Source organism: Nonomuraea sp. NPDC002799 (assembly GCF_053592075.1).
This window is the reverse complement of sequence record NZ_JBSFVA010000004.1, coordinates 112,515-126,015: the sequence shown is the minus strand read 5'-3', so window position 1 is coordinate 126,015 and position 13,501 is coordinate 112,515. Positions and strand designations below refer to the sequence as shown.

Here is a 13,501-nt window from a genome sequence, read left to right as displayed (position 1 = left end):
GGCCGGTCCAGCCGTCCCGATCAGTTGACCTCGTCGACGTACTCGGCCAGGAGTTCCTCGTTCACGACGAGGAACGGGTCCGAGGTCGGCAGGACCAGACCGGCGTCCTTGAATCGCTTCAGAAAGAAGCCGACGCGAGATCTGGTGGTGCCGACCATGCCGGACAGTTCTTCTTGGGTGATACGTTCCTCAATGGCGCGCACATTTGGCGCGCGGCGTTTTCCGATTTTTCTGGATAAACGTAAGAGGACGGAGGCGAGACGCTGCTCGCTGTCCATTGTCACCATCGTCGCGATGACTTCCTGCTGCTCTCGCAGCCGCAACGCGAGATAGTCGACGAAGCCGTCCATGAGCTCGTTGTCGACCATGGCCGCGCGGAACCGGCCGGCCGGGATGCGGCGCACCCAGGTCGTCCGCATGGCGGTCGCCGTCTCACTCCGTTCGGCCCCGAGCAGCGAGGACTCGCCGAAGATGTCGCCGGCCGTGAAGATCGACAGCAGGCACTCCTTGCCGCAGCGAGCGTACATCTGCGTTTTGATCTGCCCGCTCTCGATCACGTAGATATTGCCGTCGCGCTGCCCGCAATTGTAGATGTTGGCGCGCTTCGGCACCCTGACAGAACATGCTCCTGACGTATCATGCGCAATAAAGGAACGGAGGCCGTCCCTCAGTCGCGCGACCTCTGTTGACCTCATTTGTCTCGCCCCTCGTACATTTTGCCACGAATACCCTAGCCCTACCCGTCAAGCGACTGATTAACAGAAGGCCGAAGGATTTCCAGGTTTGATGACGAAGTTGACAGAGAGGCAGACTCATTCGTTTATCGGCCCGCCGCGGAATCAATAAAATCGCGGGCCATATTCATCAGGTCCGGGTCTCCCTTGAAGAGCGAGATGTGATCGCCATGCGGTCTGACGTGCAGCATGGCGTCGGGCAGCGTCCTCGCGACCGTCTTCGACCCCTCCGGATGCGCGGTCTCGTCGTCACGGCTGGTGACCACCAGCGCGGGCCGGTCGATGCCGGCCAGCCAGGAGGTCACGTCGGTCTTCATGATCTCCCCGTTCAGCCGGCAGTAACGGTGCAGGAGCTCGGCCGTCGCGTACGGATAGACCACCAGGTGTGCCAGGTCCGGCGGCACCGAGGAGAGCATCGTCTGGCAGAGCACGGGATGGATGGCGGCGGCCCGGTCGGGGCCGGTCGCGCCCATCTCCATGAGCGCCACCAGGTTCTGCTGGTGATGGGTTCGCTCGGACCCCGCGACGGCGGCGAAATCGCCGTGCCAGAGGCTGAGCGAGTCCACGCGGGCAAGGTCGCGGTGCGCCGCGGCCAGGCCGATGACGGCTCCGCCGCACAGGCACATCAGGTGCGCGCGCCGGACGCCGAAGTGGTCCATGACCGCGAAGAGGTCGCCGGCCTGCGCCGCCACCCCCGCCTGCGGGCAGTCGTCCGCGCCTGGGCCGAACAGGCCGCGGGTCTCCCACGTGACCACGTAGTGGGTCGGGGACAGGAAGCGCATCCACCGCTCGCACAGCCGGGCCGGCATGCCGCAGGCGGCGACGATCACGACGGCCGGGGCCGCCGGGTCGCCGGCCGCGTAGGCGGGCAGCGGCGCGCCCCCGTCCGCCGGTTTGACCTCATTGCGGATGCACAGTCCCTCGAAGCCGTCCTTCGCCGCGTCGTCCACGATGTCGTCGACGACGCCGGGCGGCAGGTCCTCCCCCATGCCCTCGCGCACCGCGAGATGGTCGCTGACCAGGCGCTCGAAGGTGCCGAGCGAGCCCTGGCCGTCATCGTCATCGTGGTCGTGGCCGTCATCGTGGTCGTGGCCGTCATCGTGGTCGTGGTCGTCATCGTGGTCGTGGTCGTGGTCGTGGTCGTCGAGTGCGAACTCCGGTGCGCCCAGCCGTCGGGTCACCCGGCTCAAGAGGGAGGCGAGGCCGGGCGGGCCGGCCAGGCGCACCGGATGCCGCAGGACGTCCACCAGCGGCCGCGTGTCCTGCACGGCCCGCGTCAGACGTCTGAGTTCGGCGGTCACGGGATGATCACCGCGTTCCGTGGGTTGCGAGATGTCACGATGGCCTCACCGTGTCGTGAAGGCGTGCCCGGTGGTGGTGGCGGTCGCGATCCGGTTGCGCGGATTGCCGTTCTGCCCGGCCACCAGGACCGCGCCGTACCGCTCCAGGCTGACCCGGCCGCCGTACTCCTCGATCTCGTCCGTGTCGGGGTAGACGTCCACCTTGGTCGGCACGTAGCGCGAGGCGAAGCCGAGGCGCATCTCCTCGGTGCTGCCGTTGTGCGGCAGCGAGGCGTGCATGAGCGTCGACCAGAACAGGATGGCCTCGCCCGGCCGCATGACCATGGAGACGGCCTGCGACTCGTCGGGCTTCCAGTCGGGGTCGATCTGCAGGTCGCGGTAGTCGTAGCCGAAGAAGCCGCGCCGGACGCCCTCCTTGTCCGCCTCGTTGATCGTGTTGGGGTCGTAGTGCATGCGCTTGGTCTCGTCGTAGAACATCGTCTGGTGGGTGCCGGGGATGAACTGCAGGCAGCCGGTGTCCTCGTTCGCCTCGGTGAAGGCGGTCCAGACGGTGATGGTGCCGCCGAACTCCTCGGCCTCCGGCCAGATGATCTGCGGCTTGCCCGAGGCGTTGGCGAAGGTGTCCGCCTGGTGCCAGTCGGTGCCCTCGTCGCCGGGGTACTTGGGGAAGAACTCCGTACGCCAGCAGAGCACGTCCGGGCCGAGCACGCTGACCACCCGGTCCACGATCTGCGGCCGGCTGATGTGGTCGGCGAGGAAGGCGGAGTCCAGGTGCCGGTCGTAGTTGGAGATGTTGGTGTTGCCCGACGCGGCGGCCTCGTCCTGGTAGACGGCGTTGCTGCGGTCCATGAGACGCATGCGCTCACGCCGCCAGTTCTCGCGCATCTCGTCGATCTCGCAGACCTTGAACGGCCCGAAATAGCCCTGGGTGTGGAAGCTCTTCAGCTCCTCGGGGCTCATCGAGTGCTCGCCGCGCAATCTGGTCTCTGGCATGGTCTATCCCCTCACGGTCAGTTGTTCCTCGACGCAGGAGGCCAGGTTGGCGACCGACGCCCCCTCCTCCAGCTCACGTCCCGTCAGCTCCAGCCCGAAGCGCTCGTTCACCTGGGCGATGATGCGGGTCATCGCCAGCGAGGTGGCGCCCAGGTCGAACAGGTCCACCTGGGGTGGCACCTCGTCGCGTTCGAGCACGTCCTCGGCGATGCGCTGCACGACCTTGGCGGCCGACGATGCCTGCGCGGACCTGGCCAGAGCGGCACGGTCCGCCTTTCCCTGCGGCGTCATAGGGATCTCCGACACGATGTGGTAGGTGGACGGGCGGGCGTGCGCCGGAAGCCGGTCCGCGGCCCGCTCGGTGAGTCGCTCGATCAGGTCCGGGCCGGGGTCGCCGTCCGCGACGACGAAAGCCAGCAGCCGGACGTCGCCCTCTCCGTAGTCGCGGTGGGCCACCACCGCGTGGGCGACCCCCGGATGGCCCAGGAGGCACAACTCGATCTCCCGGGGCTCCAGGCGGAACCCGCGGACCTTGATCTGGTCGTCGGACCGCCCCAGGTAGGCGTACTCGCCGCCGGGCAGCCGGGTGACGACGTCGCCCGAGTCGTAGCGGCGCCCGCCGTCCGGCAGGACCGCGAAGCGCTCGGCGGTCAGGTCGGGCCGGTCGAGGTAGCCGCGGGCCAGCCCGGGGCCGGAGACGTGCAGGTTCCCGGTCGTGGCCGGGCGTCCGTGCTCGTCGAGCACGTCGAGCCGGAGGTCCGGGATGGGCTCGCCGATCGGGCTCAGCTCCGGGTGGCCGAGGTCGGCCGCGCGGACGCGGCGGTAGGTCACGTGGACGGTGGTCTCGGTGATGCCGTACATGTTGGCCAGCCGCGGACGGTCGTCGCCGTAGCGGGCGATCCACGGTTCGAGCAGCTCCAGGTCCAGCCGCTCGCCGCCGAAGGCGACGTGCCGCAGGCGGTACGGCGCGGCCCGCTCCTGCCGGGCGTCGGCGGCCACCAGGTGCCGGAAGGCGGAGGGCGTCTGGTTCAGCACGGTGACGCCCTCGTCCAGCAGCAGGCGGCGCAGCGCCTCCGGTGACCTGGCCACCTCGGCCGGGACGATCACCAGCCGGCCGCCGTAGAGCAGCGCGCCCCAGATCTCCCACACCGAGAAGTCGAAGCTGACGGAGTGGAAGAGCGTCCAGACGTCGTCCTCGCCGAAGCCGAACCACTGCTCGGTCCGCTCGAAGAGACGCACGACGTTGCGGTGCTCGACCAGCACCCCCTTGGGCGCGCCGGTCGAGCCCGAGGTGTAGATGACGTAGGCCAGATCGGTGTCGGAGGCCGTGGCCGCCGGGCGGCCCGCGGGCGGCTCGGCGTCGGCGAGCACGAGCTCGTCCGGCAGGACGCCGTCGAGCCGGGCGGCCACGTCCGACGTCGTCACGACCGTGCGGACGCCGCTGTCTTCCAGCAGGTACACGATCCGCTCGGCCGGGTAGGCGGGGTCGATCGGCACGTAGGCGCCGCCCGCCTTGAGAATCGCGAGCAGCCCCGCCACCAGGTCGATGCCGCGGTCCGCGCAGAGCCCCACCAGCACGCCAGGGCCGGTTCCGGTGGCCTGCAACCGGCAGGCGAGCCGGTCGGCCCGGGCGTCCAGGTCGCCGTAGGAGATCTCCTCGGCACCGCAGATCACGGCGATCCGCTCGGGGGCCGCCGCGGCCCGCTCGGCGAAGATCTCGTGCAGGCAGCGGCCGGTCATGTCGCGTACATCCCCCAGTGGTGCGGGGTGAGGCCGGTGTCCGCCATGCTGCCGGGCAGGAACATCCTGGCCCAGGTGCCGCCGCCACGCTCGGGCGCGATGCGCTCCTGGAAGTACAGATCCCGCACCTTCTCGTCCTTCACGTGCAGCGCCAGCACCTTGTAGTACGTGCTCAGCGACTTCATGTGGATGAACCAGTGGATGCGGTCGGCCGCGCCGAAGGCCTCCTCGTAGACGAAGACGGTCGCCTCGCCGGGCAGGTTCTCGTTGATGGACTCGGCGGCCTCGCGGGCGAACGTGCGCCCCTCCGACCGGAAGTCGTAGTCGAGCTGGGCGGTGCGGTGCAGCAGGAGACCGCAGTTGCCCGAGTGGACGAGCTGCTCGTAGGGCTGCGGCACCTGCTCAAGGGCGCCGGGCAGCCCGGTGATCTCGCCCTGCTGCTGGTAGACCGCGGACTGCTTCTCGCGCTCGCCGTCGACCTTGGTGCCGTACATGCCCCAGAACTGCGGCAGCAGCACCGTCTCCTGCATGCTGCCGTCGACGAAGATCTCCTCCCAGCCGCTGTCCGTGGTGTTTTCGCGGTATTCGCCGTCGGAGGTGCCCATGTGCACCATCTGCTCGTACGCGTGCAACGAGCTGAGGTGGATGAGCCAGTGCAGCCGGTCCTTGGTCCCGAACGTCTCCTCATACACGAAGACGCTGGCGACTCCCACCTGCTTGGCGGTCACCATCTCCGCCATCATGCGGGCGAACTTGCGCCCTTTGGCATGGAAGCCGTTCTTGACCTGCGCCGTCCGCTCGACGATCACGCCGGCCGTGGCCGAGTTGATCAGATCACCCGCGGGCACCGAGATCTGGTGCTCGGCGGGCGGGATGACGGTATTCGGATGGGTCATCGCTCCACTCCGTCTGTCGGACTTGTTCTTCACGCTATTCACGGGCCGCCGTACTGCCTGCTCAATAGTGAGCAGGGCTTCACAGCGGGATGTTCGTGTGGCTGCCGCGCAGCGGCGCGGCGTGCAGCAGGGCGTCGGCGAGCCGGCGCCGGGTGTCGGCGGGCTCGATCACCTCGTCCACGACGCCGATCTCCACGGCCTTGCCGACGCCGCCGGCCTCCTCCTCGTGCTCGGCGATGAGCCGACGGCGCAGCTCCTCGCGCCCGTCCTCCGGGCCGTCGCGCAGCTTTCTGCGGTGCAGGATGTCCACGGCCGCCTCGGCGCCCATGACGGCCACCTCGGCGGTGGGCCAGGCGAAGACCGCCGAGGCGCCCAGTGCCCGGGAGTTCATGGCGACGTACGCGCCGCCGTACGACTTGCGGATCACCAGCGTCACCCGGGGCACCACGGCCTCGGCGAAGGCGTGCAGCAGCTTGGCGCCGCGCCGGACCACGCCGTCCCACTCCTGCCGGACGCCGGGCAGGTAGCCGGGCACGTCCACGAGCACGACGAGGGGGACGCCGAGGGAGTCGCACATGCGCACGAACCGCGCCCCCTTCTCGGCGGCGGACGCGTCGAGGCAGCCGCCCTTGCGCAGGGGGTTGTTGGCGATGACGCCGACGGTCCTGCCGGTCAGCCGGCCGAGCATGGTCACGAGGTTCGGCGCCCACTTCGGGTGCAGCTCCTCGCCGGGGCCGTCGAGCAGCCTGGCGATGATGCGGTGCACGTCGTAGGCGCGGTTGGCGCGTTCGGGGAGCAGCTCGCCGAGCCCGGCGTCGGGGCGGGCGTCGCCGGGGTGCGGCTCGCCCTGGCCGCCGAGCAGGGTGGTGACCCGGCGGGCGGCGTCGATGGCGCCCTCGTCGTCGGGGGCGGTCAGGTGGGCCAGGCCGCTGCGCCTGCTGTGCGGTTCGGGGCCGCCGAGGTGCGCCATGTCGACGTCCTCGCCGGTGACCTTGCGGACGACATCCGGGCCGGTGACGAAGACGCGCCCGCTCTCGCTCATGATCACCACGTCGGTGAGCGCCGGGCCGTAGGCCGCGCCGCCCGCGGCGGGGCCGAGCACGACGGAGATCTGCGGGACGGTGCCGGAGGCCCGGACCATCGCGGCGAACATCTGGCCGACGCCGTCGAGCGCCGTGACGCCCTCGCCCAGCCGCGCGCCGCCGGAGTGCCAGAGGCCGACGACGGGTATCCGCTCCCGGACGCCGAGGTCGATGGTGTCGACGATGCCGGCGCAGCCCTCGGCGCCCATCGCGCCGCCCATCCGGTTGGGGTCGGTCGCGTAGGCGACGGCCGGGCCGCCGCCGATGTCGCCCCGGGCGGCGAGCACGCCGCAGGCGTCGTCGCCCGGCAGCGGCCGGACGGTCCCCGGATCGAAGAGGGCGCGGACCCGGTCCCGCGGGTCGCGGCTCATTCCCAGGTCACCGGGAGCGCGTGGACGCCGTACACGAACATGTCCGAGCGGAACGGCACCTCGTCGAGCGGCACCGCGAGACGCAGCCCCGGAAGCCGGGCGAACAGGGTGGACCAGGCGACCTCCAACTGGGCGCGGGCCAGCAACTGGCCCATGCACTGGTGGACGCCGAAGCCGAAGGAGAGGTGCTCCTGCCGCTCGGCGGGGTCGCCGAACCGGCCGAAGTCGAGCCGGTCGGGGTCGGCCCAGACCTCCTCGTCGCGGTTGGCCGCGGCCAGCACCACCACCACGCCCTCGCCCTGCCTGATGACCTGGCCGCCGACCTCGACGTCGGCGGTGGCGGCGCGGCGGGCGCCGTAGTCGATGACGGTCTGGTGGCGGATGATCTCCTCGATGGCGGCGGGCAGCGCCTCGGGCCGCGCACGCAGCTCGGCCAGCCGGTCGGGGTTCTCCAGCAGCGCCACGGTGCCCACGCCGATCTGGTTGGCGATGGTCTCGTAGCCGGCCACCATCAGCAGCGTCGCGATGCCGACGACCTCCTCACGGCTGACCTTGGCCGCCTCCCGGGCCGCGCCGAGGCGGCTGAGCAGGTCGTCCACCGGCCGCTGCTCGCGCTCGGCCACCAGTCGCTCCAGGTAGTGCCGCAGGTCCTCGCGGACCTTCATGCGCTGCTCGGGCTCCACGTTGCGGTCGCCGATGACCTTGGTGGTCTCGTGGAAGTAGTCCCGATCCTCGTACGGCACCCCGAGCAGTTCGGTGATGACCTGGGACGGCAGCGGCAGGGCCAGCGCCTCGACCAGGTCCGCCGGCGGCCCCTGCGCGGCCATGTCGTCGATGAGCGTCCCGGCGATGCGCTGGATCACCGGGCGCATCGCCTCGACCCGCCTGCGGTTGAACTCCGGCAGCAGCAGGCGGCGCAGCCGCGAGTGGTCGGGCGGGTCCATCCTGATGAAGGTGCCAGGCCCGGGAGGTTGCGAGGTGAGCCGGGCCGGGAAGCCGGGGGTGGCGAAGTCGGAGCTGAACCTGGCGTCGCCGAGCACCGCGCGGGCGTCCTCGTACCGCGTCACCAGCCAGACCTCGCTCCCGTCGAAGTCCAGCCGCACGCGGGTGACAGGCTGCCCCGATTGCAGGTCCCGGTATGCGGACGGCGGATCCAGCGGGCACGTCCTGGGGATCGGGTAGGAATCCATAGCGACAGACTCGCCCGCGCGCCCGCGCCCGTCTGCTCAACTGTGAGCAGGCACGGCGATGGCGGGGCCGCGCACGGCCCCGCCACCCGAAACCAAGGTCACGCCCTGGCGGTACGGTCCTGCTTCTGCGAGCCCTGCTGACCCGCCTTCGGCTTTCCCATGGACATGTCGCGCAACGGGATCTCCTTCAGGAACAGGCTGGCCACCAGGCCGATGCCCACCGCGATGGCGCACGCGAGGAACAGGTCGCCCAGCGCGTCCGCGAGCACCGGCGCGGCCACCCCCTCGCCGCCCTGCCCGGCGGCGCCGAGCCGGCTCGACATGATCGTGCCGAGGATCGCCAGTGAGACCGGCCCGGCGATCATCCGCCAGAACTGGATCTGGCTGGTGCCGGCGCCCATCTGCTCCATCGGGATCGCGCTCTGCACGACGGCCGTGGCCATCGGGAAGGCGATGCCGATGCCGACGCCGATGAGCACCATGGCGGTGATCGGCAGGCCCTGGCCGCTGCCCGGCTCGACGGCCGACAGGATCAGCAGCCCGGCGACGATGGCGGCCATGGCGAACACGCCGAGGATCCGGTAGCGCGGCAGGGCCGTCATGGCCTTGCCGGCGATCGGGGCCATGAGCATCAGGCCGAGCATCATCGGGATGAGCAGGGTGCCGGAGTGGGTCGCGCTCACGCCGAGCACGCCCTGGTAGAGCAGCGGCACGTAGAAGGTCGTGCCCATCATGGCGAACGCGGAGAAGAAGGCCACCACGGCCATGATGGAAACCTGGTTGCTGCGGAACAGCGCGAACGGCACCAGCGGATTCTTGGCCACCCGCGTTTCCACGAAGTAGAACGCCACGAGCAGCGCGGCGCCGCCGATCAGCAGCGCGAGCACCTCGGGCGAGGTCCAGGCGTGCCCGTCGCCGGTGAGCGTGAGCCCGATCAGGAGCGGGACCAGCCCGGCCACGAGCGTGATGACGCCGGCGAAGTCGATGTCGCGCCAGCTCGCGCCGCTGCGCACGAACGGGACGCCGATCAGCACGGCGGCGATCGCGAGCACGCCGATGGGCACGTTCACGTAGAAGACCCAGCGCCAGCTCCAGTTGTCGGTGATGACACCGCCGAGCGGCGGCCCGATCACCATGCTGAGGCCGGAGAAGCCGAAGAAGACACCCTGCATCTGGGTGCGCCGCTCCGGCGTGTAGATGTCGGCCAGCAGCGTGAAGACGTTGGCCATCAGCACGCCGCCGAACAGCCCCGCCAGCCCTCGCGCGCCGACCAGCTGGGGCATCGTCTGGGCCGCGCCGCAGAGCCACGACGCCACCAGGAAGCCCGTCAGGCCCACGAGGAGCACCGGTTTGCGGCCGAACAGGTCGCCGAACTTGCCGGCGATCGGCACGACGACGGCGGCCGCGACCGCGTAGGAGACCCCCACCCACGCGTACAGCGACAGGCCGTTCAGGTCGTCGGCGATCCGGGGCATGGCCGCCCCCACCACCGAGACGTCGATCGAGGCCAGAGCCAGGGCCAGGAGTGCGCCGATGGTGGCGAACAGTTGGCCGCGGGTACTCGAACCGGTTTGTTTCATGTCATCGCCTCCCTTTGTTCTTGGCAGCCGTCCCACTTGCTTTTCGGACCCATGCCGACTTCAGCTCACACGAAGCCGCCTTCCGGGTCTGCTCAACACTGAGCATCCGCAGAGCGGCCGGCTTCCTACGATCGGCCGCATGATGACGACCCCGGCAGACCTGGTCAGCGCCCGAGCGGGCGATCATGTGGCGCTCGTCGTGGACGGCGAGCACGAGCTGAGCGTGGCGGACTGGACCGACCGGTCGCAGGAGCTGGCCGGGCGGCTGGCCCCGGTCAGGACGGCGCTGCGGCACGACGACTGGATCGAGCACGCCGTGGCCGCCCTGGCCGTGCACCTGGCCGGTGGCACCGTGCTCGGCCTGCCGCCCGAGCTGCCGGACAGGGAGCTGCGCGCCCGCCTGGCCGAGTGCGCGGCGGACCAGGTGCTGCCCGGCCCGATCGGTGACCACGCGGGCGCGCGGGACGATGACGTCGCCGAGATCCTCTACACCTCGGGCACGACCGGCCGGCCCAAGGCCGTGGCGGTCCCCGTCGCGAACCTCACCTACGGCCACGAGGGCCGCGGGAAGTTGTTCACCGGTGTGGACGGGGTGCTCGCCGCCGTCCCGCTGGGCACGAACGCCGGGCACAGCGCGCTGATGACGGCGATGACCGCCCCGGCCACCACGCACGTGCTGACCGACCTCGGGCCGCAGAACGTGGCCCGCATGCTGGAGAAACTGCGGGTGCCGATGGCGATCGTCCCGCCGTCCACCATGACCCGCATGGTGGCGCACGGGTGGCACGAGCGGTTCGACCTGTCCGGATTGCGGGCGCTCATGCTGGGCTCGGCGCCGGTGCCGATGGCCACGGTCGCCCGGCTCATGGAGGCCCTGCCGGGCGTCCGGATCGTCATCGGCTACGGCTCGACGGAGTCGGCCCCGGCCTTCGTGCACCGTCCGGTGGAGACGCTTCCCACGGAGGCCGACGAAGGGCTGCTGGGCCGGCCGAGCGCGGGCACCGAAGTGAAGATCACCGACGCGGGTGAGATCTGCCTGCGCTCCGACGCCCCGCCCCGCTTCTACCTGACCGACGCCGCCGCCAACGAGCGGACCTTCCGCGACGGCTGGACCCACATGGGCGACCTGGGCGAACTGGACGGGGAGGGGCGGCTGCGCTTCTTCGACCGCGCCGCCGACGCCATCATGTCCGGCGGGCGCCGGATCTCCTCGCTGCGGGTCGAGCACGCGCTGCACTGGCATCCCGAGGTGGTCGAGGCCGCCGCGTTCGAGGGGCCGCAGGGCGTCACCGCGGCCGTCGTCCTGCGTTCCGCCGTGCCCGAGAGCGAGCTGAGCGCCTTCGCCGCCGACCGGCTCGAACCGGCCGAGCGGCCCGCGCGTTACGTCGTCACCGAGACGCTGCCGCGCGGCCCGATCGGCAAGACCCTCAAGCGCGAGCTGGCCCGCACGGCGGGCTAGCTCGCGAGTTCGTGCAGCTTGGTGACGGTCTTCCAGTTGCGGGCGGTGGCGGTCAGGCCGAGCTTCTTCTCCCAGAAGGAGTACGACAACTTGGTGTTGCGCACCCCGTTGGGGCACCAGACGTAGATCTCCTTGCCGACCTGCCGGAACACGTCCGGCTTGAAGGTGTCCGGATCGAGGTCCTTGATCGGCTTGCCGGCCGGCTTCCCGGACAGGAACGTCACCAGGTAGAGGGAGTCGTTGCCGGCCACGTCGCCGAGCGGGTTCGCCTTGAGTATCTCGCCGAGCTGGGTGCCCGTCCTGGCCAGGACGGGCACGTCGACGTCCAGGTCGCGGGCGAGCGCGGCCTTGATCTCGGCCGCCGCCTTGTCGGGGCTCTTGCCGCTGGTGTAGACGACGTTGCCGCTCTGCAGATGCGTCTTGACGTCCTCGAAGCCGAGGCCCTCCAGCAGTTCGCGGAGCTTCGGCATGCTCACCATGTTCCGGCCGCCGACGTTCACGCCGCGCAGCAGCGCCACCTGCCTGGACATGTCGCTCAACCCCTCCTGCCGGCCACCGCTTGGGGACGGAACTGCCTGATGCGCTCAACGAGGTAGGCCGCGTCGTCCTTTACCCACCAGATGAGCGCCGAACCGTAGGAGTGCTGGCACTGCATGCCCAGGACGTAGAGCCCGGGGGCGGCCGTCACGCCGCGCTCCTGCACCGGGGCGCCGCCGTCGTCCAGCACCGGCACGTGCGCCCAGGAGTAGTCGTAGCGGAAGCCGGTGGCCCAGACGACGGCGTCGACCTCGGCCGAGCTGCCGTCCTCGAAGCGCATGGTGCGGCCCTCGGCGCCGACCGCGCGGCCCACGAGCTCGAAGCCGTGCCGCTTGGCCAGCTTCTTCAGGCTCGGCCCGACCAGGATCGTCTTCTTGTGCAGGCGGTCGCGCTCGCCCATCAGCGGCTTGGCGATCAGCCCGAACTTGTCGCCCCACCAGTGCAGGCCCTTGCCCAGGAAGCGGCGGCCGAAGTGCGGCAGCGGCGAGCCCTGCGCCAGCAGGACGCGGCGGCCGGCGGCCAGCTCGGGCGCGATCTGGGCGCCGGAGTTGGCGGCGCCGACCACGACGACCGTCCCGCCGGGCACCTGCGACGGCCTGCGGTAGCGGCCGGTGTGCACCTGGAAGACCTCGGGGTCCAGCCTGCTCGCGAGGTCCGGCAGCTTCGGCAGCCGGTAGGCGCCGGTCGCGATGATCACCTGGGGCGCCTCGAACGTGCCCTTCGTGGTCTCCAGCCGGTAGCCGCCTTCGATGGGCTCCAGGGAGGTGACGCGGGTGCCGAGCTTGACCGGCAGGTCGAACTCCTTGCCGTACGCCTCCACGTAGTCGGCCATCTCCTCCTTGGTCGGGAAGCGGTTCTTCCTGCCGGGGAAGCGCCGGCCCGGCAGGGCGCAGTACTCGGCGATCGTGAAGAGCTCCAGCGAGTCCCAGCGCTGGCGCCACGCCTCGCCGAGCCGGGGTTCCTCGTCCAGGATGATGAAGGGGATGCCGGCCTGCTTCAGGTAGTAGCCGGCGACGAGCCCGCTCTGGCCGCCGCCGACGACGATCACTTCAGTGTCCATGCGGCCATCGTTCCGCGCGGGCGCGGGCCGGTCTGCTCAACACTGAGCATCTCCTGACATGCGAGTACGCGGGGCGCGCGGCCCCGCGTACTCGATGCCGCCGGTGCCTACTTGAGGTTGAAGTTGAGGGTGACGTCCGCCGAGCCATCGCTCTTGGAGACGTAACCCCCCTTGCCGCTCAGCCCCTTCAGGTCGTCGGTGCCGGAGTCCGGCACGACGAACCAGTCGGCCTTGGCCACACCGCCGTCGAAGGTGCCCGTCGTCTGCAGCACGAAGGAGCCCTTCTTGCCACGGACGCTCCCGACGACCTTCTGCAGGCCGACGAAGCTGGCGTCGGTGTCGCTGGCGTAGGCCATGAGGTACTCGGCCCGGCCCTCTCCTTCGATGTCACCGGTCCATGCGTTGGTGACGTGGGCCTGAGTGAGCTTGGGCTGGCCCTTCTTCTCCTCGTAGGGCTTCTCGTCCCATCCGGTGATCTGGTACGAGCCCTTACCTTGGGTAGTCATGTCAGCTCCTTTTTTGCTCTGTTTTTGCGCTACCCCTAAGCCGGGGCGCTAT

At 70.4% G+C, this 13,501-nt stretch carries 12 protein-coding genes; 1 reads left to right on the top strand and 11 read right to left on the bottom strand.

The genetic code is table 11. From position 1 onward, the window contains the following. Positions 1 to 20 precede the first annotated feature (20 nt). From ACWD0F_RS09885 to ACWD0F_RS09850, 8 genes are all read right to left on the bottom strand, one after another. Complete coding sequence (locus tag ACWD0F_RS09885; protein ID WP_449873746.1) at positions 21 to 611, bottom strand: Crp/Fnr family transcriptional regulator; 591 nt, start codon at positions 609 to 611, stop codon at positions 21 to 23. Between the two features lie 209 nt (positions 612 to 820). Further along, positions 821 to 2,035, bottom strand: a complete 1,215-nt coding sequence (locus tag ACWD0F_RS09880; RefSeq protein WP_449873745.1) for an alpha/beta fold hydrolase — start codon at positions 2,033 to 2,035, stop codon at positions 821 to 823. A gap of 45 nt (positions 2,036 to 2,080) precedes the next feature. Then, positions 2,081 to 3,028, bottom strand: coding sequence for a chlorinating enzyme (locus ACWD0F_RS09875; RefSeq protein ID WP_449873743.1), 948 nt, complete (start codon positions 3,026 to 3,028; stop codon positions 2,081 to 2,083). 3 nt (positions 3,029 to 3,031) lie between these two features. Beyond that, positions 3,032 to 4,768: an amino acid adenylation domain-containing protein gene (locus ACWD0F_RS09870; protein ID WP_449873741.1), complete on the bottom strand. Its 1,737-nt coding sequence runs from the start codon at positions 4,766 to 4,768 to the stop codon at positions 3,032 to 3,034. Continuing rightward, the gene (locus ACWD0F_RS09865; RefSeq protein ID WP_449873739.1) at positions 4,765 to 5,664 is read right to left on the bottom strand and encodes a DUF6039 family protein; all 900 of its coding nucleotides are present in this window, start codon (positions 5,662 to 5,664) and stop codon (positions 4,765 to 4,767) included. Before ACWD0F_RS09865 ends, ACWD0F_RS09870 begins: the two co-directional genes overlap by 4 nt. A gap of 79 nt (positions 5,665 to 5,743) precedes the next feature. Continuing rightward, on the bottom strand, positions 5,744 to 7,117 hold the full coding sequence (locus tag ACWD0F_RS09860) for an acyl-CoA carboxylase subunit beta (protein ID WP_449873738.1): 1,374 nt from the start codon (positions 7,115 to 7,117) through the stop codon (positions 5,744 to 5,746). Next, a complete protein-coding gene (locus tag ACWD0F_RS09855) occupies positions 7,114 to 8,307 on the bottom strand; it encodes a cytochrome P450 (RefSeq protein ID WP_449873737.1) in 1,194 nt (397 codons plus the stop codon). The genes ACWD0F_RS09860 and ACWD0F_RS09855 overlap by 4 nt, the downstream gene beginning before the upstream one ends. Positions 8,308 to 8,405: 98 nt before the next feature. Further along, positions 8,406 to 9,887, bottom strand: coding sequence for an MFS transporter (locus ACWD0F_RS09850; protein ID WP_449873735.1), 1,482 nt, complete (start codon positions 9,885 to 9,887; stop codon positions 8,406 to 8,408). Positions 9,888 to 10,026: 139 nt separating this feature from the next. Between ACWD0F_RS09850 and ACWD0F_RS09845 the strand changes: the two genes are divergently transcribed. Further along, positions 10,027 to 11,346: a class I adenylate-forming enzyme family protein gene (locus ACWD0F_RS09845; RefSeq protein ID WP_449873733.1), complete on the top strand. Its 1,320-nt coding sequence runs from the start codon at positions 10,027 to 10,029 to the stop codon at positions 11,344 to 11,346. Here the strand turns inward: ACWD0F_RS09845 and ACWD0F_RS09840 are convergent. The 3 genes from ACWD0F_RS09840 to ACWD0F_RS09830 all read right to left on the bottom strand — a co-directional run bounded on the left by ACWD0F_RS09840 (position 11,343) and on the right by ACWD0F_RS09830 (position 13,449). Continuing rightward, positions 11,343 to 11,876 carry a DUF1697 domain-containing protein gene (locus tag ACWD0F_RS09840; protein ID WP_449873731.1) on the bottom strand — a complete coding sequence of 178 codons (534 nt, stop codon included), beginning with the start codon at positions 11,874 to 11,876 and terminating at the stop codon, positions 11,343 to 11,345. The genes ACWD0F_RS09845 and ACWD0F_RS09840 overlap by 4 nt on opposite strands. 5 nt (positions 11,877 to 11,881) lie before the next feature. After that, complete coding sequence (locus ACWD0F_RS09835; RefSeq protein ID WP_449873729.1) at positions 11,882 to 12,943, bottom strand: flavin-containing monooxygenase; 1,062 nt, start codon at positions 12,941 to 12,943, stop codon at positions 11,882 to 11,884. A 107-nt stretch (positions 12,944 to 13,050) separates the two neighbouring features. Continuing rightward, on the bottom strand, positions 13,051 to 13,449 hold the full coding sequence (locus ACWD0F_RS09830) for a DUF3224 domain-containing protein (protein WP_449873727.1): 399 nt from the start codon (positions 13,447 to 13,449) through the stop codon (positions 13,051 to 13,053). Positions 13,450 to 13,501 lie beyond the last annotated feature (52 nt).